General features: G+C 36.5%; 22 protein-coding genes. 4 read left to right on the top strand and 18 right to left on the bottom strand.

Going from position 1 to position 21846, the window contains the following annotated elements:
• Positions 1-26: 26 nt before the first annotated feature.
• The 18 genes from AC5LAX_RS10075 to AC5LAX_RS09990 all read right to left on the bottom strand — a co-directional run bounded on the left by AC5LAX_RS10075 (position 27) and on the right by AC5LAX_RS09990 (position 19624).
• Positions 27-1976, bottom strand: a complete 1950-nt coding sequence (locus tag AC5LAX_RS10075; RefSeq protein WP_493263843.1) for a hypothetical protein — start codon at positions 1974-1976, stop codon at positions 27-29.
• A gap of 27 nt (positions 1977-2003) precedes the next feature.
• Positions 2004-2987 carry a hypothetical protein gene (locus AC5LAX_RS10070; protein WP_493263842.1) on the bottom strand — a complete coding sequence of 328 codons (984 nt, stop codon included), beginning with the start codon at positions 2985-2987 and terminating at the stop codon, positions 2004-2006.
• A gap of 8 nt (positions 2988-2995) precedes the next feature.
• Complete coding sequence (locus AC5LAX_RS10065; RefSeq protein ID WP_493263841.1) at positions 2996-4072, bottom strand: hypothetical protein; 1077 nt, start codon at positions 4070-4072, stop codon at positions 2996-2998.
• A gap of 14 nt (positions 4073-4086) precedes the next feature.
• A complete protein-coding gene (locus AC5LAX_RS10060) occupies positions 4087-5688 on the bottom strand; it encodes a hypothetical protein (protein ID WP_493263840.1) in 1602 nt (533 codons plus the stop codon).
• Entirely contained in the window at positions 5669-7060 is a 1392-nt protein-coding gene (locus AC5LAX_RS10055) for a hypothetical protein (RefSeq protein ID WP_493263839.1), read from the bottom strand. Before AC5LAX_RS10055 ends, AC5LAX_RS10060 begins: the two co-directional genes overlap by 20 nt.
• 5 nt (positions 7061-7065) lie before the next feature.
• Positions 7066-8835, bottom strand: coding sequence for a hypothetical protein (locus AC5LAX_RS10050; protein ID WP_493263838.1), 1770 nt, complete (start codon positions 8833-8835; stop codon positions 7066-7068).
• 156 nt (positions 8836-8991) lie between these two features.
• Positions 8992-9750: a hypothetical protein gene (locus AC5LAX_RS10045; RefSeq protein WP_493263837.1), complete on the bottom strand. Its 759-nt coding sequence runs from the start codon at positions 9748-9750 to the stop codon at positions 8992-8994.
• Positions 9750-11918 carry a hypothetical protein gene (locus tag AC5LAX_RS10040; RefSeq protein WP_493263836.1) on the bottom strand — a complete coding sequence of 723 codons (2169 nt, stop codon included), beginning with the start codon at positions 11916-11918 and terminating at the stop codon, positions 9750-9752. The genes AC5LAX_RS10045 and AC5LAX_RS10040 overlap by 1 nt, the downstream gene beginning before the upstream one ends.
• Positions 11919-12181: 263 nt before the next feature.
• A complete protein-coding gene (locus tag AC5LAX_RS10035; RefSeq protein ID WP_493263835.1) occupies positions 12182-13873 on the bottom strand; it encodes a hypothetical protein in 1692 nt (563 codons plus the stop codon).
• 65 nt (positions 13874-13938) lie between these two features.
• Positions 13939-14784, bottom strand: coding sequence for an LAGLIDADG family homing endonuclease (locus AC5LAX_RS10030; protein ID WP_493263834.1), 846 nt, complete (start codon positions 14782-14784; stop codon positions 13939-13941).
• 80 nt (positions 14785-14864) lie between these two features.
• Complete coding sequence (locus AC5LAX_RS10025) at positions 14865-15455, bottom strand: hypothetical protein (protein WP_493263833.1); 591 nt, start codon at positions 15453-15455, stop codon at positions 14865-14867.
• 2 nt (positions 15456-15457) lie between these two features.
• Entirely contained in the window at positions 15458-16033 is a 576-nt protein-coding gene (locus AC5LAX_RS10020; protein ID WP_493263832.1) for a hypothetical protein, read from the bottom strand.
• A 2-nt stretch (positions 16034-16035) separates the two neighbouring features.
• Positions 16036-16863: a hypothetical protein gene (locus AC5LAX_RS10015; RefSeq protein WP_493263831.1), complete on the bottom strand. Its 828-nt coding sequence runs from the start codon at positions 16861-16863 to the stop codon at positions 16036-16038.
• Positions 16863-17087 (bottom strand): YodC family protein, encoded by a 225-nt coding sequence (locus tag AC5LAX_RS10010; protein WP_493263830.1) that lies wholly within the window; start codon positions 17085-17087, stop codon positions 16863-16865. Before AC5LAX_RS10010 ends, AC5LAX_RS10015 begins: the two co-directional genes overlap by 1 nt.
• The gene (locus AC5LAX_RS10005; RefSeq protein ID WP_493263829.1) at positions 17087-17611 is read right to left on the bottom strand and encodes a hypothetical protein; all 525 of its coding nucleotides are present in this window, start codon (positions 17609-17611) and stop codon (positions 17087-17089) included. The genes AC5LAX_RS10010 and AC5LAX_RS10005 overlap by 1 nt, the downstream gene beginning before the upstream one ends.
• A gap of 39 nt (positions 17612-17650) precedes the next feature.
• Positions 17651-17890 carry a hypothetical protein gene (locus AC5LAX_RS10000; protein WP_493263828.1) on the bottom strand — a complete coding sequence of 80 codons (240 nt, stop codon included), beginning with the start codon at positions 17888-17890 and terminating at the stop codon, positions 17651-17653.
• A 116-nt stretch (positions 17891-18006) separates the two neighbouring features.
• Positions 18007-18930 carry a PD-(D/E)XK nuclease family protein gene (locus AC5LAX_RS09995; RefSeq protein ID WP_493263827.1) on the bottom strand — a complete coding sequence of 308 codons (924 nt, stop codon included), beginning with the start codon at positions 18928-18930 and terminating at the stop codon, positions 18007-18009.
• A complete protein-coding gene (locus tag AC5LAX_RS09990; protein WP_493263826.1) occupies positions 18866-19624 on the bottom strand; it encodes a hypothetical protein in 759 nt (252 codons plus the stop codon). Before AC5LAX_RS09990 ends, AC5LAX_RS09995 begins: the two co-directional genes overlap by 65 nt.
• 161 nt (positions 19625-19785) lie before the next feature.
• On the opposite strand from AC5LAX_RS09990, the gene AC5LAX_RS09985 reads away from it, so the two are divergent.
• From AC5LAX_RS09985 to AC5LAX_RS09970, 4 genes are all read left to right on the top strand, one after another.
• The gene (locus AC5LAX_RS09985; protein WP_493263825.1) at positions 19786-20085 is read left to right on the top strand and encodes a hypothetical protein; all 300 of its coding nucleotides are present in this window, start codon (positions 19786-19788) and stop codon (positions 20083-20085) included.
• Positions 20086-20087: 2 nt separating this feature from the next.
• Positions 20088-20453, top strand: a complete 366-nt coding sequence (locus tag AC5LAX_RS09980) for a hypothetical protein (RefSeq protein WP_493263824.1) — start codon at positions 20088-20090, stop codon at positions 20451-20453.
• Complete coding sequence (locus AC5LAX_RS09975) at positions 20441-21280, top strand: hypothetical protein (RefSeq protein WP_493263823.1); 840 nt, start codon at positions 20441-20443, stop codon at positions 21278-21280. Before AC5LAX_RS09980 ends, AC5LAX_RS09975 begins: the two co-directional genes overlap by 13 nt.
• Before the next feature lie 77 nt (positions 21281-21357).
• On the top strand, positions 21358-21678 hold the full coding sequence (locus AC5LAX_RS09970) for a hypothetical protein (protein ID WP_493263822.1): 321 nt from the start codon (positions 21358-21360) through the stop codon (positions 21676-21678).
• Positions 21679-21846 lie beyond the last annotated feature (168 nt).

The raw sequence follows: 21846 nt of genomic DNA, 5'->3' as shown, positions 1-21846 counted from the left end.
GCTACTCCCTCCTTCTTGTACATATATTATAGTTCAACCCAATCCCATGCAGCTTCTAGTTTACCAATAGCAGCATTAAGTGAATCACCAGCAGCAATTGCACCTGTATCCGACGGTTTGGTATAACCAGTCATTGCAGTTACCTTATTAGAAGGCAGATTGGCTAGAGTAGTAGCTAACGTAACATTAGCAGAACCATCTAGAGAAACACTTCCAGTTACACCACCACTAACTGTGATAGTACGAGCAGTAGCCCATTTAGCAGCAGTATCAGCTGCACCAGCAGTAGCAGGTTTACCAATACTAACTGTTTGTTTAGAACCTCCAGAAGGAGTTACAGTAAAGCTACCAGCTGTACCATTAGCAAATGTATAAGTAGTATTAGTATCAGCTCCTGGAATACCCAAAGCAGTAATATCAGCCTTAGTAACAGCAGTTACTGAAGCAACGTGACTAGTAGCATCTGTACTGAATTTATAGAATCCAGAAGTTTTACTAGGAGCACCTCCAGTAGGGTGAGTATAAACTGTGTCTTTCTCTGCTTGCCATGCAGGACCACTAGCAGTAGCTTTTAGTACATATCCAGCAGTACCAGTAGCTAAAGCTTTAACAGTAGAACCACCGTTACCTAAAATTACTGCATTAGCAGTTAGGGATTTGCCAGTAACAGCACCGTCTAAGTTTCTCTGAATAACTGACCAGTCACCATTTGCAGCAGTCGTTCCAGATTTAACACAGATAATCATGTCACCTGCTTCACAGCCTTCGCCCGCAAAGTTACCAGCAGCCTTAACTACGTAAGTATCTCCAACTGTGTGATTAGCTGGAAGTTCAGTTACATCACCGTCTGTGCCAATAGTTCCTTTGAATCTAAGTGCTTGAGCAGCAGAAATCTTACTTCCAATCTCGTTAATTACAAATGCAGTAGTTGCAATTTGAGTAGTATTAGTTCCACCAGCAGCAGTAGGAGCTGTAGGAGTTCCAGTAAACGCTGGGCTTGTAAACATTGTAGTCTTAGATTCATTTGTTACGTTACCTAAGCCTACATCAGCTTTAGTAACAGTAACATTAGCACTAAGTGCATGTCCGTTTACAGTTCTAGTATTTGGAACAGCATTATCAGCCTTAGTACCTTGAGCAGCAGTTGCATATGCAGATGATGCTGTATATGCAGCAGAACTTAATCCTTTAACAGCAACATCAGTTCCGTCAATTGCAATAGTACCATTAGCAGAACCAGAAGCAGCCGTGGTTGCAGCACCATTAATTGTTACTTTACCAGTAGCATCAGCTGTAACTGTTACTTTACCAGTACCAGTAATTTGATGTGAGCTTCTTACTGCACCATCCTCAATTAAGTTCAAGAATGTAGTAGCATTAGTAGTTGCTGCATTAGCTGTAGCTGTAGCAGAAGCGCCAACAACATTCTTAGCGTGCCAGTTAGTAAATGAAGGAGCAGCTGGCATAGTCATTGTAGTGGTTCCTTTAGCTGTAACGTGTCCTTGTGCATCATAAGTAATGCTAGGAATAGTAAACGTTCCACCAAATGCTAATGTCTTACTATCATCACCTTTAGCTGTGCCAGCAGTTACTGAATTAGAGTGATTAATTGTAGTACCTTCAATAGAGATACCAGAACCTTGTGTGTATTTAGTATCTGTAGCGCTAATTGTTACTCCATCTGTTCCGACAGTGATATTTACATTAGAGCCTTTGTTGAATTTAAGAGTTCCGTCATGAGAAGGAGACTCTGCAACATTAGTACCGTCAGAAACTTTAGAGAAGGCCTTGGCAGCCTTTAAAGCTGCCACAGCACTCTCCAATGAAGTAATTTTGCCTTTGTAAGAATCAGGAATAGCGTAGAACGTTCCATGAGTATAAATCTCCTGTGAATCTTTAATGAAAACAATACTATTGGTGTATTGTTCTTGTAGTTCACTGGTAAATGTGGACTTCTTCGTTACGTGTACAAACATTTTCTCCATTTTAATATATTATGTGTTTTATTCAGTTACTTCGTGCCAAGCCATAGCTGCATCGATAGCTGTATTAATTGTCGAAACTACAGTAGTGGTGATTCCAACAAGTTTAGCCTCGTTAGCAGCAACTCTAACTTCTAGAGCATCAATATCTGAAGCGTTAGTGTCAATAAGTGCAAGTTTAGTTTTTGGAATCAGAGTACTACCTTCTACCTTATCAACTTTATTAGCTACTAAATTACTAACATCACTAACTTTAGTATCTGCATAATCTTTAGCCTGTTTCAGAGTATTAGCTAGAGAACCTTCAGCATCAGCACTACCATTAATCTTAGCAATAGCTTGAGTATTAGTAGTAATTTTACCGTCTAATGCAGTATCAGCTGTTTCTCTTAAAGTCTTCTCTGCATCTACAGCAGCTTTAATAGCAGCGTCAGCTTGGGTCTTATTATAATAAGAAGACAAATCAATTGCTCCACCAAGAGCATCCCATGCTGTACCAGTCCATGCCCAGTTAGTTCCGGCAGGGTGATTATCATGAGCTTCTTCTACATTCCATACATCTCCAGCAGCAGCATTACTAGGCAATTCTGCGTAAGTAGCTTTGGAACCTTTGTATGAATATACAGAACTAAGTTTGCCTTCAAGAGTAGTTACTCTTTGTCCTAATACACGACCTTGATTAGCTGACAGCGCAGCAGTTGTAGAACTAGAACTTAAATTATCAATAATCTCTACAGTTTGAGCAGCTGCAACGTCCATTTGTTTCCATCCGGAGTAGTCTGCTTTTAGGATTTTATCTTTATCAACTAGCATATAAATTGCCTTATCAGCAGCAACGGCTACTAACAATCCATTATATACGTAGATAGTATCGCCATCATACGGCCAAGTCTCTTTATTAATAAGTTCAGACTTATTATCTACTAAGATTCTTGGGTCTAAAGCACCTTGAAGTTTAACCTCAAAGTTGGCTGCAAATTGGAATGTACCTTTATTTCTTGCCATATGTCAAATTAGAATTTAGCGATTAAAGTTACTGAACCTCTAGTAGAACCATTGTAAGTGTAAACTGAATAAGTTACAGGTGTGGTTCCAATAGTAATCTTTTCTTCTGTCTTAGTCCAGTCACTAAGTCCTATAACTTCCATGTTACCTGATACTGTGTTCAACATTTGAAGTTGAGTGACAGCTCTTGGCAGCTTGAATACCTGTGGAAGAGTACCAGAAGGTTGTAATTCAAATCTAGGAGTAGTCATAGCTCCAGTAGAAGCATTCCAAGCAATAAGAGCTTGTTTAACCACAGGCGTACCAGAAGAAGCTGTACTTGTAGATGCATACCAAGGATATGTACCATTAAGTGTGATAGCTGAAGAATTAACCGAACCAGCTGCAAGTGGAGTGCTATAATTGTTTCCTTTGTTATCTTTAGGTTGAGGTCCTTGCAAATAAGCTGCCTTATAAGTATAAGTAGTATTACCAAGCGTTACAGTAGTAGGCAGAGTTGTGTTAGACTCTTGTCCATTTACGAAGATAAATGAATTATCTGCATCTAAGTTACCAGACCTGTCTGCTTGTTTTGTTCCATTTAAGGTAATAGCTCCCTTATTAAGACTAGTGTTGAAGTTAGCAGCAGTAGGTGCAGTAGCTCCAACTTCTTGAGGAGTTGAATAACTCTTAAATGAGATGCTTGCAGTAGGAGCAGTAAATGTAGGATTAATAGTAGGGAACAGCAGTTCATCCCACATATAATCATATGTCTGTCCTTCCAGAGCACTTACCTTAGTTCCTTTAGCGATACCACCGACAGCATTAGGCATAGCTAAATCTTTGTCTTCAATAGCTGATGTATACTTACCGCTACCTACTTCAATCTCTGTTGTAGTGGTATCAGAGTAAGTAATGACCAGTTTGCTTTTATCAGAAGACAAGGCTACATTAGTAACGACTTTACCAGCAGCTAGAGCTCCTGTGTAAGCCTTACCATTCATAAGGATTTCATTGGTGTCTGTAGCAAAGTAAATCCCATCCTTGTGAGTAGTTTCAGCTACGTAATTGGCTTTTAACCCTCTGTAAAATTTTAATTGTGCCATAAAATTTAATGATGTTATTTAATAAATATGTTAATAGGGAGCACAGTGTTATCACTGAATCTTACCTCCCCGCCAGTTATTTCACCACTGGCATTCTTATACAAATCTACTCCAGTTGGAGTTATAGTTCCATATGTTTCCCAAGTTTCTCCATTCCAAGCATAGTTAGCACCGTCATTAATAACGTTGTAAATATCACCTACTTCTGGAGCAGAAGGTAAATACATACGAGTAGCTACAGACCCCTTATATCTAATAGCTGTAGAATCAGAAGATATAAGTATATCTCCATTACCGAGTACTGACTTACCATTAATCTTCTTAATGTTAACTCCACTAACAAGCTTATCTTGTTTAGTAGATAGTAAGTACTCCATAGTATCTTTCAATGTATTAATTGATTGTTGTATATGTGTTAAGTCAATAGATACATCTTCGGAACCGTCGTAACTAACTTCTCCTTCAGAATGCTTAACTGTTAAAGTTCCTACTGGATAACTCTCTGGTAAATCAGCGAGTCTGGTAGCTTTAGCAGTAGTTACTTCATTCCAAGTATAAGAAGTCAAGTCTGACATTAATGCAAGTGAATCAGTGTCTTCCCCTACTACAACGGCTGGTCTTGTATTAGTGTATATCTCCAGATAAGAATTAACATTACCAAGTTTAAACCCTCCGGAATTGTCAGATGATATTAAATTCTGAACACCGTCTCTACGATTAACCACAATTCCTTGACCTTCCTCTAATACTATATTACCATCAACCAAACTAACTTTATTGTCTAAATCACTTTCGATATTAGATATAAGAGCGTCAGTTTCTGATTTAGTATAATATAAGTCAGGGTCTAAACCTCCACCACCTTCAGAGGCATATTTAACTCCATTAAGGTAAATAGACTTAATATCCTTTATGAAGTAAATGGTATTAGGTTCCAAAGTCTGTAGTAAATACTCATCGTAAGTATCTACGGCTTTAATTCTTACTGGGTATTCTGTACCTTCCCAACTAAATTTACAAACAACTCCTTTATCACCCTTAGTAATAACTATGTTAGAATCAGCATCAGTATCAACTACTAAGTCTGCCCTAACTCCAAAGTTTGAAGTTAATAAATCTACAGACCTATTAGTAATTGGATTATTAATCCTTAACTCTGATGCAATATTACCATTCTTAGTCTGGGTAATAATAGTATTAGTTATTTGTCCTTTAACTACAAAGTCTTCCAGAGACACTTCAAATCTATCTCCATTAGAAGCAGTAAGTATCAGCCATTCCTCATTCAGTGCATTACCGAATCCGTTATCTATATCTTCTTGTGTTATAAGATGTCTTTCAAACGAAACTATCTTAGTATCTTTATCAAGAAGGATTGATGATATTTCCTCACCACTTCCTCCTTTACCTATAACTCTAACCTTATTACCTTCTTCTTGAGTATCGAGTTCTACTATACCAGTTACCTGGGTAGCAATAGCATCTTTGATAGCTTTAGAAGAAGGAATAGAGTCTTCAACGTCTATTGAGTCCGACACCGTATATGGGCCATATGTTGTCCACAAATAGTCCAACTGGCTCATATTAGCGGGCCTATTAGGATACTGTTTTTTCATCACCTTCTACGTCAATCCAAGTTACTTCACCACCTATATCATCTGGAAGTTGTTCTTTAGGAACCTTTCCACTTACTAAATCTGCTTTAGACTTTAGTAGAATTTCAACTTCGGGCAAAGAAATGGCTCCAATCTGTGCTGGAGTGACTCTATGTGGATTGTTGAAATCTTTAAGGTGGCTATCAATATCACTTTGTAATTCACTAATAACAACATCCAAGGCTTTAGAATCATGTGTAATGTTATCGGAAGTACCTTTAACATACAGAGCATTTCCTTCTTTTACTAAGATGTTATCTTTAGCTGTATACAACCTAACGTCAGCAGAAAGCTTATCAGTGCCAGTTCCTAATGATAACACTTTCTCCAATTCTACTACCTTATCAGGAATAGAGTTATCAACTTCCCATTCTCTAATAAGAGTTCCAACTGGAATCCTAACTACTTGCTTATCACCAGTTAGAAGTTTAAATACTATAACTAGCTCTTCCGTATCTGGGTCATACTTAGCATCCTCTACGATAGCTGACAAACCAATTTGATGTTGTCCTATAACATTATCGTTAACCTTAATAGTTAAGAGTCCGTCTAAATATTCAGTAGTTAGTTTATAGAATAGACCGTCATTCTTTATGGTAATTCCGTTACCACTATCAGTAGATACCTTAACATTACCAGATATTGTAGTTCCAGTAATCTGTCTATCAATATCTAATTCAATGCTTGGAGTATCTTCTAGTGTGACCCAGTTAAAGTGAATAGCATGATTCACTAATTCGTCTAGCTTGCGCAGAGAATCCATTACAGATGTAGAGTCTTTAAGGTAAGTAGTTTCAGTATCAGGAACATAAGCTCCGTCTTCTCCCAAACCTACTCCTTCTTGTGTCTTATCGAGTTCGGCTTGTACCTTATCAATATTACTCTGTAATTCCTCATCAGTGCTGTCTAGATTACCTAGATGCTCTCTAATTTTAGTAATTTCCTCTGCAATGTCCTTCAGACTGTTTAAGTCCTCTGGTACACTAGTATGGTCAACACTTCCCCAGATAGCATCGTCTGCTGTCTTTCTATCTTTAATTTCCTGCTCTAATCTAGTTATCAAGTCAGCTATAGTTTCATCACTCTTAGAAGTAATAAGTTTAGTAAACTCTAACTCATCGTTAGTCTCCTTTCTAGTGACCCAATATAGTGCTTGATTACCATCTCCGTCATTTTCAACTACCTTTAACAATCCCTTGTGTAAAATAGCATTCTCTTCAGGAGATGAATAAAATTCTTTCAGTTTCGCTTCAGTTTCGAAGATATAGTCAGCTTCTATAGGGAACGGACCACCTCTTCTAAAACTTGCTATAATTTCACTATATGCTCTCATACTTATTAAATGTTAGCTGGGTCAAACTTAAATGTTACCTCCAAGTTGAGAGTTACTAGAGACTCCTTGAATATATATATCTTATATATTTTACTATTTGACAATCCAGGAATTTCAAATGGGATATCGCTAATAATGTCAAACGATTCAAGACCAAACTGTTGAGAAGGCGTTGTCATTTGAACTAAGTCTGGATATTCCTTAGGCATTGCTACAAATATTTGCTTAAGCTCTTTAGGACTTGAGAAATTATATTTGTGTTTGATTTCTGATACTAAATCACCAGAACTGTCAGTGCTATTGTTCTCTGGGTCTGATTGAACTAGCTGAAGTAAGTAATCATAATTAACATTAGAGGCTGCATACCATTTAGGTAAGATTCCTACAAATATATCATATGCTACTTTAGTAGTACAACTAGCTTCCAGATATGTACCATTAGGATAGAACACTTTAAATGTGAAAGTAGTTTCTTCGTTAATAGGTAAACTCTTTACAGTCAACTGTCCTAGTTCGAAATCATCCTTAGTATATGTTCCAATAAGCTCATCGTTCTGCCATAATTCAGCATAAGATATCACTCCAGTAGAACCTCTAACGAATAGTTCAACGTCTACTATAGAACCTAGTAAAGCATACGCAGGAGCTTTAACATCTACAGATTTACCGTAGAAGATTGCATCCATAACCTCTTGAAGATTCAATTTCTTTCCTGGGTCAGTTTCATCTTCAACGAAGCCTACTGTAGTCTGAACTGGTCCACTAGTAATCCAAACAGGCTCTTCTACAATAGAAGCATCCAGTTGTCTCTTAGTTACTAATTCGTCATCTTCTACAGCATCTACTCCCTTCTGTGGGGCAGTAAATGGAACTGAACCATCACGAGGTACGTAATGCTTACTATAGATTTCTTTAAGAGTTCCATGAGGGTCATATTGATTGATATGTTCCTCAATAGCCCCTCTAGCCGCATCAATTACCAAGTGATTAATAATTGCATCGATTTGAGCTCTTGAATAAGTCTCTGCTCTAGAGTAAGTTTCAGTCTTCCTGAAATAGTTGTTTAGTCTCTGATTAAGTAACGTTACAAATCCGTGAGGGTCTGCATCAACTAAATGTTTAAACATTACATCATCTACATATTTCTTAGTAGATAGATGCCCATCAGCTACTGGAGTAACTCCTAACTGTGGTTTTAAAAATGCAGTAGTTCCGTCACGTCTAACGAAATTCTTGATTAAGTCGTCAACTTGTTCTCTAGTATATAACTCTACCTTCCTATAAATCTGGTCAGTAGTTACATATACTTTAAGTATTTCCTCTACAAGAGGAATTATATTATGTGGGTCTGTTTTAGCTAAATGACTGTCCATTAAAGCAGTCACGAATCTCTTGGTTGTTAAATGAAAGTCTGTCAACGGGTCAACACCTGTTTGAGGTGCTAAGAATGGTGTGGTTCCATCCTCTTTAACAAAACCCTCCAGTTTACTTTCTATAGTAGGAATTATATTATGTGGGTCTTCAGTAGCTAGGTGAGTATCCATTGAGGTCTTAACTGCCTCTAATGTCTTTAAATCTGCTGAAGTCTTATCATAGACATCATTAATGCCAGCAGCTCCAAGATTAATTCTAGCAATTTGTTTATCTGACTCACTCTCAAACTCCCCTAAGCGGTAATCTACTTTCAGAAATTGTGAAGTATCAATTTGTTCGTTAACAGGATTGATACATTCATTTCCAGAACCACCTGGTGTTAAAATAGAGTTATCTGCCATTTATTATTAAGATAAAATTGTTCTACAAATTCAGACCTATTAACTTCATTCTCTTCTAGCAATTCGATGAGACTTATCTCTTCGAGAATTAGTTGGTAGTCATATCTATGCCCCCGTTCTAAATACTTAAGCAGTTCTTTGTATTCACAAATCACCTTATCTTTGAGAGCATCCACAGCCTTGCTCTGGCCATTTGCTGTATTCTGATTTACACAAGCCATTACAACCTCCTATTTGTTCTATGATTCGTTCAGCTTCAGCTAACTGATTAGATTGAACCATATATTTGATTACATTAATAGCCATCCAGACTAAATCTCTCTTGTAGGATAATTCGGCCGCTACAGCATTCTTACTCCAACATTTACTGAAACCTCTGCTATTAAATATTTGCTGGCACAAAGATATATAACATTTCTTAAGAAAACAAATAGACACGTAATTATTATATGTCCTAGAAATTGTAGTATCTTCTACGTTCCTCTCTACTATCTCATCTACAGTTACGGTCGTAGATGTGCCATTAAAATACTTATAGATGTAGATGCCGTCCGAATAGTACACAGTGGCATACATAGTTACAGCTGAACCAGCCGTTTTACCCATCTCTCTATCAAACCAATCTTTAGTCGGCAGAACTATATGATATACATTAAACCACCCATCAAACCCTACTGGCATAGTTACTGACTTATTACCGTCATCATGTAAAGTGTAAACAGGAAGTTGTATTTCAGGCCCATCTGCCTTATTATGTTGTAAGACATCAATAGATACAGTGTCAGAGTACTTGAATCTGTTCTTGACGATGACTGAAGAAGATTCAGGCAAATAGCCATTCTCTCCTGTACCAGTATCGTCAAGTATGATTACCTTACAGCTATCGTTAGTGCAAACTTTAATTTTTAATTCCATTATACGTTCTTCACTTCGTTATTCTGCTGATTCCCATCGTACAATTGGGCTATCTCAATATCTGTTCTTTTGGTGTCATTGTCAGAAGTACTCTGCTTATAATCTCTATCAGCGTTAGCCTTAATAAGGCCAATCTCATAGTCATATTCAACCTTCTGCCTATCAATAGCAATCTTAGCTTCATTAAGAGATGCAATCTTATTATTAAGCTGCTCTTTCTCTTGTTCCGCCTTTTGAAGTTGCTTCTGTAGCTCTTCGTTCTGTTGTTGCATCTGTGCAGTGTTCTGAGTTTCTTCTCTTCTCTTTTGAAATGCCTTAGACAATTTAGATTTAAGTTCAGTCATACTTCTGGCAGTCATGCACTCCATAGCTATGTCTGGGTCTAGTTGACCACTCTTGATGAACTCAATCATTAATTGTTGCATGTTCTGCATTTCCTCCATAATTCTACTACTAGCTATTACATGAATATCATAGTCAGTAAAAGTAAAATGTTCAGGGAGAGCAGTAAATACTTTCTGTAGTTTGTCACCTAGCACTAAAGTTCCAATAAGTGGTTTATGTTTCCATACCTTCTTAGCACAATTAAGAGAATCAATCAGAATATCCTCTGCCAAAGTATCCATTTGCTGATAGTAAGATTTAGTAATGATATAAGAATTTCTCATACCTGCCTTAACATTACTAACAGCATCCCTGGTTTCTATTCCATTTAATCTCTCTCTAAACACTCCAGTAATAGATGATGTCTGCTCTTCTAACATCTGCAACGCCATATTAAATGCCTGAATAGTATCAGCTTTTAATAAGTCATCGAATCCAGCAAAAGAAGTATTGTTGTTAAATGCCCTACCTTCTTGTGAAGTATCAATAGGAGCCACACCAGTCTTCTTATAGGCAATGAATTTCTGCAATCTTTCAGTCAAATCATCACCAAGAGCCATAGGTAGCATACTAAAGTCAATCCAGTCTCCACTAGTACCACTATTAGCAATTACATTGTCCCTAAAGAAAGTAATCAAATCATACTTGTCTTGAAGATGTGAACATGCAAGCACAAGTGAATATGGTTCGTTACTTCTGTTTACAAAGAACAAACCATTAACTGACAATCCACAGTGTGTAGGATTATCTTTAGTTCTAACTACATCAGGAGACTTACCAGTAAGAATGTAAATAGATTCTCCGATTTTAACTCCTTCATATCTATTCTCTACATAATCTTCTCCTTCTTTATCAACATCAATCCACTCAACTTCAAACACAGGTATTAACTTATAATTGTAAGTCTCATAGTAGTCGGTAGGGAATCCAGGTATTACTTCTTTACCCGCCTCGAGTCCGTCTGTAATAGGAGCTCCAGTAGCTTGATTGCTCATGGCGCGTACATATATATAACTACTATCGTAATATCCCTCAAACATCTCCTCTAATTCATTGATACTACTTGTATCTAGTTGAGGACCATATTTATTAAGTATTTGTTGCTTAGTTAACCAACGTCTAATAACTACTCTGTAGCTATCTCTAACATATACAGATTCTGGATTTCTATCAACGAATACATTACGTGGGTCTAATACCTCTATTTCTATATTAGTTCTCTTCCTACTAGGATGAACCTGGTAAAAGCTCATGCCAGTTACTAGTAAGTCAAGTAACAGGTTCTTTAACTTAGTAAGTAAGTTAATATCTCTAGATTGGATTATATACTCAACAACATTCTGTGCAGCTATTTCATACTCGCTAACAAAGCTATTATTAATATCTTCTACTAACTTATTAAGTTGAGCCTCTACAGCCTTATCAGTTACTTCTTGTCCTCCTAAGAACGCTAGTATCTGATTGTTAAGATGTTGTTGTAAGTATTGATATACTTCTTTATTAATTTGTAATTCCTTATCTCTAGATATCTTAGATATAGTTTCTTTATCCTTGCATGACACTTTAGGCAGTAATGGAGTACCTAGGTATTCTCCAAGTAAAGCATCAACATGCTTCCTGATAAGAGGAGTGAATTCTATAGAAGTAGGATTGCCTATTCCGAAATTCTCTTCTAGATACCTATATTGTTCGGCATCTCTATATCCATTATAATAATTATATGCTTTCTGTAATTTGTACTTAGGAAATACTAATTCTGATACTGCCTTATCAATATGCTCCATTAAGTACTCATCACTCCTGTTCTGTGCACTCATTACAACTCTCTAATCCGTTATATTGTTTATATCCTAGGAAATAATGTGTGTCGCCTAATCTTCTATCTCTTAATTCCTGTCTAAGAAATTTAAGATATGCTACTTCACCACCTTCAAACGATATAATAAGTGGCTTGTCTATATTATTCATGCCAAGTGTTAACTTATAACCTCTATGTGTCCCCTCGGCAGTTTGTAGCTCTTCTAGCTTTAATTTAGCCACATATTCTTTATGATAAATCTGTTTGAATAAATCTCTGATTGCTACTTCTAATTCTTGTAGGGTCATCGTATTGTGTAGGCCATAAATTAAACTTAGGTACTATCTGTTGCTTCTCTGGAATAACTCCTTTATGTCTAATTCCTCTTTCGTCAACCCAATAACCGAAAGGTCTTAGTTTGTTATTAGGACTGTCCATTTCTTTAGGAACTACCCCCATTAATTCCTCGTCTCCTAGTTCGCACATACCCCATGCAGCTATAATATCAAACTTACGTTTATTCTCATAACTGTATTTAATTGCTTCTTCTAGAATTTCTTCAAACCATATATTATGACAATAATCTTCTATATGTTGAGCTATTAAATCTAATTGATGCCTAATTACTACTTCAGTAGCAGGAGCTCCGAATTGTTTACTACGACCTCCTTGTATGTCAGATTGAGTAGCTCTAGGTCTTCTCATCAAATGTCTATTCTCTTTATGTTTCTCTCTAAAGAATTGCAGAGTAGACATTCTAGTAGATTCAAGAACTGCTTGGCAATCGTAATACTGCAATATCTTAAGACATGTCATATGTGCTTCACGTAAAGTCTTAGGTCTGTCCCTATAATAGCACACTATTTTAGGTTCATCTAACCCATAAGCTCTCTTTTTAACTACTACACAGAAATCAGAAGGGTCTTGAGTCTTATCAGAAGTGTCTTCACCACCCATATCAATACCGTCAATACCAGCAACGTATAAATTTCTAGGCACAGCTCCATGCTCTCCTTTAATCGGATGTTCAAGTATCTTAACTTTACCTTTGGGGTTACTAACAAATCTTACACTATCAATTGCTTCCTCTGTGTGCTGGTTGTTAGTAAAATTATACTCTAACTGACCTACATCAATATGTGGTCCCAGTTTATGTAGTTTGATATTAGCAAGTTGCTCACTTAACAATACAGTATTAAACTGGTTATCTCCTTCTAGAGCCAAGGCATCGTCAGGAGTAAAACAGAACTCTGCACATGCAATTAAATGCTCCTTCGGGTTAGCTAGTAGAGCTTCTCTTTGGTCTAAATAGAACTTCTTAGCCTTCGCAGTATTAGTAACTCCTCTATCGTCTACATATCCATTTGCTGCTACAAATGTATAGGCAGGTATGAAGAATGAAGTAAAAGCGTAAGAACCGTCTTTAGTATGATTGTGTTTATAAGGTAAGAAATTATAACCAGCTGGATTATAAAACATCTTACTAAGTCCGTCAAGTGCAGGTCCCTGGTCTCCACCTGTTCCCCATACAAATCTGGTTCCGAATTTATTACCTAGAATTTCTACAAGAGCTGTACTCTGTAAGTAAGTCTTTACTAGGATTGGATTAGAACCAGATTCTTCAAAGAACAATCTATCCACACGGTCTCCACGTAGCTTACGAGGAACATCTACTACGAAGCCAATAATGTCTGACATGAATCCAAATTCTTCTCTGTCTTTAGTAAGAAGAGAAGCTCTCTTATGCATATCAGAATTATATTTCTGTCTTAGGTGTCTCATGCCGCCTTCTGTATCAGCATTTAAATACTCAAGTTGCTCCCAGCATTTACGAAGTACGTCACTAACGAATTTCTCGGTAAATGCTACATATACTGTATGCGAACCTCTAACAGTTGTATATAACCTAACTCCTAAAGATGCTGCAATTTCACTAAACACTTTGTTACCGTATAGGCTTTTTATCCTATACTTCTTATAGTTTCCTATAAGGTCAGCGCACATATTCATTCTTTTACAGAATGTTCCGCACTCGTGGGAGGATTATTACTCTCATTAACGTTCACCTCCTGCGCGTTACGGTGGTCAGCGATGAGCTGACTTACCTCGGTATTAACATAGTAACTAAACTTATTAAACTTTCTTGATAAATAGAAATTAGCATCATTATATAGATAATGATATAGTTTACTCACTTCGCTTTTAGATGAAGTAGATATCCTATACATATCATCACGTTTAAGATAATTAATATTTACATTGATATCATTCTTAGAAAGAACCTTCTGTATATCAGACAACATAGTAATCGTTTTACTACATATATCAAACTTATATCTAACTCTGTCAGCTTTACCCTTCTCTGTAGCTAACCATCCAGTAATACACCCATCTCCATCAAAATAACCTCTGATGAAATGTTTCACAAGGTCCTCAGGAATGCTTGGAATTTTGAGTTCTGCTACGCTTTTATTATATCCTATCCCTAAGTCTACTAAGGCATTACATAATTTGGAACTAGTAATGTCAACTCCAAATGATGCATGGGCATTTACTTTCATACCGTTTCTTCCAGTTACAATATGTGGTGCTACAGCAAACGTTCTAGCGTCTGGACTTATACTATCTTTAAATAGGTACACTATTTCAGAATCTCCAGACTGTAAATGAACTCTTAAGGTTTTGCGTTTCTCATCAATACTGCCATCAGCAGCATAAAATCCAAGCAGATAAGCTTGTAGTTCAGTTTCGATTGTATCGAAGAATGTATGTCTTATTCTTCTGTTAGATATATGATTGTTGTATAAGGGATAGTTATCCTCAATAAATTTTAATTGTTCCTTCTTAGTCATAATATTAAATTTAATAAGTGATTAATCACGTTAGTCTTCACCGATTTTGCGGAATTTATAGTCGGCTTTAGTTTATTGTGTCAACCGACTCCACGAGCTTTAAGGGCGCACACATCCTTCTTCAACTTCTCACACATTTCTATGTAATGAAAGTACTCATACTGCTTACTAAAGAATGAAGGGAATGTAGTTTCACGACCAGCACCAGCTTGAGACACATCAGTATTTTTCAACCTATAATAATTAAGGAAGAAGTAATTATCACCTGTGATTCTATACCCATGTGATTCATATCCTCGATTACATCTTCTAACCTCTTCGTCCCAAAAGTCATTATACTTCTTTGTTCCCTCCGGATAAGCACAGTATTTACCGTTTCTTAGTTTAATCTGTCTAGCTTCAGTGAACCACTCTGGATTAAAATCCAATCCTCTTTCTTCATCCACTGGTCGATATCCAGTCAGCTCATAAGATAGAGTAGGGTCGAAATGCTTAATCTCGGTATCTAATGATACATCCCATTCAACATTAGATGTTTTAACTGAATTGTCCTCTATGACAGGATTCGTATGTTGAACAGCTTCTATTAACTCTGGTTCTACTCTCTGTATTAACTCTTGAACTGTTTCTGGAATTTCGACTTTCTTCTTAGGTCTGCCACGTCCAGCCATAACTAATCTAAATGTCCTTTCTTACCTTCACCTCTGATACCAGTCTCTTCCTCTTGCTCTTTCTTGTACATATACTCAAGAGTTTTAAGTTCTTCTATAACCTTAGAAACTGATTGCATTTCTTTCATTACATCAGCCACTTTCCAAACAGGTCTATTAGTAACTGGGTCTCTTTCAGATAAATCTATGGTGTCAAAGTAATCAGTAATTCTATCAACTACACTTTGAGCAGACTTAATGAGTTTAAGTGCTCTAGATTCGTTTTGAATATCTCTGTACTTCCTACATGCGGCTCTGAAGATTGGGTCTGCCCATTCCTCTTCACTTAAATTAGCATCCTGAAGACATGATTGATGTCTTTCTTGTTCTGTATAATCAGAGTATGGAGATGCCCAATCTAACATTAGCCATATGTAAACAAGCTCTCTATAAGCTCTTGATTTGCAAACTCCCGTAGGGTCTTCTTTGGTCTTATTCCTTTCATTAGTCCATAGAGCTGCGAACTCCTTAATAAGAAGAACCTCTGGCTCATTCACAATCACCGAATTAGTACCATTATCAAATAGGAATACTTTCATATTTATTTGCTTTTATAAGGCTTACCAGCTAGTGCTTTCCTCTGAAACCCATTAAATTTCATTTCTCTAGTACTATCTGCCGAGCCTGGTCCGCCTTTAATGTGTTTAATAGCATCACCGCTAGCTTTACTAGGAATACTCCATTTATTACTAACAGTTCCACCCATATTCTTCTTAATTCTCTTCTTAGCCATTCCTCCGCACTTGAACGAAGTAATAGTGCCACCGTTTAACTTTTTACCTATATTACTACCTCTGGTTGCGCCTGCTCCACTAGCACCCCTGCCGTTAGCCTGGTCTTTCATGTCAACTTTCATTTTGTCCTTTAAAGGTAGTCCTTTGTAATCTGCTTTGGACATCTTCTTATAAGGGAGCTTCTTGTTACTAACATTATATATTCCCTTGCTAGTGTGTACGGTATCAGTCTTGTTAACTGCTATTTTATCACCATTCTCGTTCTTCTTAATACGTCTCTTGGCTTTACCTCCACATTTATCTTTGAATACATCCATAGCTTTACTGCCTTCAGCCATTGCTTTCCTTCTACACTTAACACATCCTCCAGCCATGAATCTCTCCACCTCGTAACCTTCTGGACACTTACCTTGCAATCTGCTAATGTAGTTAATTTTGGCTCCCATCTTAGCCATGATAGTTTGATTATTCTCCATACTCTTGTATTGTTTATAGATTTCATTAATTTCCCTCTCTGAGAGTTTGGATATAGTATCCTCAAACTCCTGCTGAGACTTAGGCTTAAATAACTTAATAAGGTAGGCAGAGAACAACTCTTGGTCATCCTGCCCACCTTGTTGAAACTTAGTTGCCATTATAATTTAATTAAGTCTTTAGTATTAAAGATAGCTTCTTGTAGCTCTCCTCTTGTAGAGAACCATCTACATCTAATACCTTTGAAATACTCATCTTTCTTCTCATCCTTAGATGGTCTAAACGTCATCGTCTCTTTCTTAACTACAATCATCTGAGGTTTATATGGGATGTCTTGTCTTAATGTTACTACATCTCCTGGTTGATAAAACACTTTCTCTTCCATTATTCTATACTCTTAAATCGTTCTTTTAAACCTTCATTAATAACCACCTGTACTTGCTGTTCAGCTACAACTTCAAATCCTTGTCTGAAGAACGGAACAGGTACTCCAGAAGAACGTCTATAATATATATCGTCTCCCGGTTTAATAAACTTACACAAAGGACTTACTTCTATAACATTAGCTACAACTGAAAGTTGATACTCTGTATCTTTCTCTCCAGTGTCTGGATTCTTAAATGCTCCGTCATATTCTGGTATAATAAGTCCGCCTTTAGTCACTTCTATCTTTTGATACGGATTCTTAGCATAAGGTCTAACTAATACGTATGAATTAATAGGCATAATTTCCATACTATTCATCTTCTCTGTTACTTCCTCCGCTTTCTCCAATTCATCTTTAATGTTCTTATTAAGTGCTTTAGTGTAAGTATCTACTGCTTTATTATGTGCTTCCACAGCAGCTTCTTTCTTTAAATCTTTAAACCCATCTGCACCGGCAAAGCTTAATCCTTTACCCCCAAACATTACATCCATTGTTCCGTTATTACTCATAATTTAAATCATTTACCATTTACATGCTGGACATGAAGACTTAATATCTCTAACTTTAGCATTAAGTCTACACCCGCATCCGCGTTTATAACCATCTTTACGTTCTGTTGATATATCTCCTGTTTTAGGGTTTAGCCACAGTTTACTGCTACATACATACCCCATAAACGAATCCTTCATAATAGGACATTTCTTACATATTCTAATACGAGCTTTAGCTATTTCTTCGTTATTACCCAGTAACTCGTTCAAGTGCCCATTTACAATATTAGTAATTCCCATAGATTTCTAATGAGCTTTAATTATACTTTACTTTTAATATCTCAAATCCCAGTTTGAAAGATACTCTATGATTATGAACTAGCTCATTAGAACTCTATAGGCTTTCTCTTCTCCTTGATTTCCTCAAGTATACACTGCTTCTTCCAATGCTTACACATACGTTCTACATCATCTTTAAGGTAATCTAACTCATGTTCTGTAACGTTACCATTATGGTCATAATGTATAAGCAATAGCTTCTTAATAACAAAATCAGGATTTAATTTCTGAAGCATCCATGCATAGGTAGATAGTTGTAAGGTATAATGTACCTTATTACAATCCATTAAATTATTCATAGGATACCTCATCATTTGACTCTTCTTAGTTCTGGTATCAAAGTAGGATTTCTCGTCAATACTTTTATTGGTCTTGTAATCAACAATGTAGATGTCATTTCCGTCCTTAATAAGTAAGTCAATTTGACCTGCTAACCTAAACTTATTGTCGTCCGACCTTCTATATATCATATATTCAGGGAAGACTCCTCTTTCTATGCTTAGTAGGTCTAAGTTATTCTTCTCTAAAGATTCATTAGTATTAACTTCAAAAGTTCCGCCTAAACCGTAACTTCTCATTTGGCATGAACTCTTACCTAAGTATTGATGTTCCAAATCACTATGAATCTTTGTACCTCTTTCCTTGGAATCGGCATTAGTTTTAGACCACTCATCCAGTATATCCTGTTGTGCAGAATTAAACTCCGTCTCATTTAAATCATACATGTCTAAGAAGTACTTCTTATCAAAACGTTTAGTTTCTAATAGTCTCTTCTTCTCCATGGCAAACTGTTCAGCACTTAATAGCTTCTGTAATGCTTTGTACTGCGACCAGAAATCACTGTCGAACTTTTGACAGAACTCATGTATCATTGTTGTTACTGAAGTGTATATAGTATTGTCGATTTCACTCCAATACATATGGGAAGAATCGTTGTAACATATTTCCTTGTTCCTCTTGTCTACTTTCATAATTCATTTTAAATTTCTTCCTAATTGAGTTATAATCTAATAAGGTAGATAGAGGTTGGATACACGGAGCAATAACGGAGTTATAGTACCCCAAATAGTACTCTTTAGTAACTGGATAAATAACAACAATCATTCCTATAAGTCCATCAATTCCAGCAATCGGATACATCGCAGCAGACTTTGCTCCAGATTCTTCTAATAAAGCTACTAAATTAGGGAATGTTCTGTAGTAGTTCTCAATAGTGTCCATTCTAATGAATTGGTTGTCATTAATCCTTCCAAGCTCATCACCGTAGTTAATATACTCCAACTCTTTCCATATCTTAATAGTTGCCTTAGTTTCATACCCTCTTCTCTTCTCTGTAAGAGCTGTTAAATAACGATATGATAAACCATGTGTACTTTGTAAGGTATTATGGTAATTCAATAACAAGACATTCGACGCATCCTTATCTTCCATAAGAATATGCTCTATATGCCCGTTAACTTGTGGAGTAATCATCTCTGTATATTTCTCAGCTAATACCTTCTCCGTAACAGCTGCCTGTCTATAATCTTCTAAAATAGCTTTAGTGTGTGAAGAGAAATGAAGCTCTACCATCAAGAATGCAAGCATTATAATGACTATCGTCTTAACACCAGAACTCCAACTGTCAATCCACCTGTACACCTCTTTTAGTTTGCCCAATAACATTAATCTACTGATTTAAAGGTTAGAGATTAATAATAGTTTAGTTTCTTTATTACTTATTTACATTGACACCTTAAATCATTAATTCATCTGATTTGTTTGATAATGTGCAAATTTAGCAATACCTTTGTGAATAAAAAAGTGATTTAACACGTAATTTAATTATGGAATTTAACGCAGAGGAATTATCAAGAATTAATGAGGCTCTGAAAGAGTTACTCGATGATGCGGACCTAGAAGAGGTTCCCATGTTTAGATGTGGTAGTAAGTTAGTAAGGAAAGATAAAAATGGAAGCAAGATTCATATTAAGAAGAAGAATCGCGGCAAATTTACTGCATCAGCTAAGAAAGCTGGACAGAGTGTTCAAGAACATGCTAGGTCTGTACTTAACAATCCTAATGCGACTCCGTTACAGAAGAAGAGAGCTAATTTCGCTAGAAATGCCGCTAAATGGAAGCATTAACTATGAAATTTAAGTACGACAAATCTAAAGGATTGCTATTCTTTATCAATCCGTTACTTCCGGTAAAAGGATATTCATTTATGAATATTTGTGCTATTATGTTTACTAGAAGTGAGGATTATATAAAGAGAATGAGTCAAGCTACAGTTACACATGAGAAGACTCACACGAAACAGATATTAGAAATGGGAATAGTATTCTTCTATTTATGGTATGTTTTGGAGTGGTTTGTACGACTATTCATTGATAAGAATGGTCATACAGCATATAGAAATATATCATTTGAAAGAGAAGCTAGATACGCGGCTGAACATCCAGAATATAAGAGGAAGACTTTCAGCTACGGTTGGCTTAAATGGATATTATGAGAATCTCAACTAAAGGAAGAGGGATTATTAGGGCACAACAGGGAGCTGTAGCAAGACCTAATCCTAAAGAGAATTATAAATTGCCAGAGGACCAGAGATATCAAGCCCAAACTAGAGGGATGAAAGACTTTGCTATAGAATGGTATAAAGAACGTGCTAAACAGCCTAAGTATCAATCTCAAGTTAATGAATCTAACCTTGCTAACATTACTGACCAAATTAACAGGGCAGAATATGTAGAACCTTCTAAGTTCTATTCTAATCCAAATGTATATAAAGGGAAGGTTGGTAATGTGACTCAAGCTGCCCAAGTAGCTATGAGACAAAATAAGGGAGCAGCATATCCAGCAGGATTGCAATACACATACAATGCTCCTTCATTCCCATTCTCTGGAAGATTTAGCGATGTGTCTTGGCATGAAGGTATTGGACACATGGTTGGAGATAATAATCCGCAGATATTAAAGGCCAATCCTGGTATTAATAACAGAGTGGATTATGAATCCTCTACACCATTAGAGTCTCAAGTGTACAGCTCCCAACCTAATGAAAGACATGCGGACACGTGGGGATTTAGAGGAGCCAATGTAAATATGAAAGATGCGAATGGTAATTATTATATTGACCCTAATAGGCAATTAAAAGGTACAGATATTCAGGAGATGAGAACTAAGGGAGCTAAAATACCTTCAGGGTTTAATACCCTTAGTGATGACGAGATAGCTAAACTGCATAATACCTTCGCTAGTAATGCTAACAACAAAAGAAGTAATACTATGCTAATAGCTAAGAGAGGTGTGCAAATTAAACGTAGAATTATTAAATAATAACAATCATGGCTTTAATTCAAAATGAAGACAACAAATGCCCTACCACTAAACAAGTGAATGACGCACTCAAGTCTATGGGGGGGGTTCAGACCCTAGTTTTAACAACACAAGATTTGATTTATCCAGGTAGAAGTAGTAATATAGCGGTTAACAGTGCTGATAGTGCTGTAATGGAGATTGTGAAGTCTAATATGATAGACATGGTCCCATTTCAGTTACTGTATTATGGAGTATCTAATGGTACGCCAACATGTACTAGTGTGACAATAGTCGGAATTCCAAAAGCTAATTTGTTCACATTATACGTAAATGTAAATCAAGGTGGTTTACAGCACTTTAGCCTTAACAAAGGCTCCAATCAAAAGTGGACTGCTTCTACACTTAGTAATTCTTAACATTTAAGAATTAAAGTACATTAATCGCAGTATGAGAAATTTTATATTTGACGTCTGGGTTTGGTCTAAAGCCAAACACTCCAGACTACTTAAGCAAATAAGGGTAAAGGCACTATCGTTTCCTTCAGACATGTTCTGTTTGAACGAAGCTGCTAAAGATGCAGATGT

This window comes from Megamonas sp., from assembly GCF_986095205.1.
This window is presented reverse-complemented; position numbering and strand designations above follow the sequence as displayed.

Coding starts and splice junctions, on each gene's coding strand:
- AC5LAX_RS10015 (WP_493263831.1), bottom strand. CDS start 16,863: ATGGCAACTAAGTTTCAACAAGGTGGGCAGGATGACCAAGAGTTGTTC.
- AC5LAX_RS09990 (WP_493263826.1), bottom strand. CDS start 19,624: ATGTTATTGGGCAAACTAAAAGAGGTGTACAGGTGGATTGACAGTTGG.
- AC5LAX_RS10005 (WP_493263829.1), bottom strand. CDS start 17,611: ATGTTTGGGGGTAAAGGATTAAGCTTTGCCGGTGCAGATGGGTTTAAA.
- AC5LAX_RS09995 (WP_493263827.1), bottom strand. CDS start 18,930: ATGAAAGTAGACAAGAGGAACAAGGAAATATGTTACAACGATTCTTCC.
- AC5LAX_RS10060 (WP_493263840.1), bottom strand. CDS start 5,688: ATGAAAAAACAGTATCCTAATAGGCCCGCTAATATGAGCCAGTTGGAC.
- AC5LAX_RS09970 (WP_493263822.1), top strand. CDS start 21,358: ATGGGGGGGGTTCAGACCCTAGTTTTAACAACACAAGATTTGATTTAT.
- AC5LAX_RS10040 (WP_493263836.1), bottom strand. CDS start 11,918: ATGGAGCATATTGATAAGGCAGTATCAGAATTAGTATTTCCTAAGTAC.
- AC5LAX_RS10065 (WP_493263841.1), bottom strand. CDS start 4,072: ATGGCACAATTAAAATTTTACAGAGGGTTAAAAGCCAATTACGTAGCT.
- AC5LAX_RS10030 (WP_493263834.1), bottom strand. CDS start 14,784: ATGACTAAGAAGGAACAATTAAAATTTATTGAGGATAACTATCCCTTA.
- AC5LAX_RS10055 (WP_493263839.1), bottom strand. CDS start 7,060: ATGAGAGCATATAGTGAAATTATAGCAAGTTTTAGAAGAGGTGGTCCG.
- AC5LAX_RS10070 (WP_493263842.1), bottom strand. CDS start 2,987: ATGGCAAGAAATAAAGGTACATTCCAATTTGCAGCCAACTTTGAGGTT.
- AC5LAX_RS09975 (WP_493263823.1), top strand. CDS start 20,441: ATGGATATTATGAGAATCTCAACTAAAGGAAGAGGGATTATTAGGGCA.
- AC5LAX_RS10050 (WP_493263838.1), bottom strand. CDS start 8,835: ATGGCAGATAACTCTATTTTAACACCAGGTGGTTCTGGAAATGAATGT.
- AC5LAX_RS10045 (WP_493263837.1), bottom strand. CDS start 9,750: ATGGAATTAAAAATTAAAGTTTGCACTAACGATAGCTGTAAGGTAATC.
- AC5LAX_RS10020 (WP_493263832.1), bottom strand. CDS start 16,033: ATGAAAGTATTCCTATTTGATAATGGTACTAATTCGGTGATTGTGAAT.
- AC5LAX_RS10075 (WP_493263843.1), bottom strand. CDS start 1,976: ATGTTTGTACACGTAACGAAGAAGTCCACATTTACCAGTGAACTACAA.
- AC5LAX_RS10010 (WP_493263830.1), bottom strand. CDS start 17,087: ATGGAAGAGAAAGTGTTTTATCAACCAGGAGATGTAGTAACATTAAGA.
- AC5LAX_RS09980 (WP_493263824.1), top strand. CDS start 20,088: ATGAAATTTAAGTACGACAAATCTAAAGGATTGCTATTCTTTATCAAT.
- AC5LAX_RS09985 (WP_493263825.1), top strand. CDS start 19,786: ATGGAATTTAACGCAGAGGAATTATCAAGAATTAATGAGGCTCTGAAA.
- AC5LAX_RS10025 (WP_493263833.1), bottom strand. CDS start 15,455: ATGGCTGGACGTGGCAGACCTAAGAAGAAAGTCGAAATTCCAGAAACA.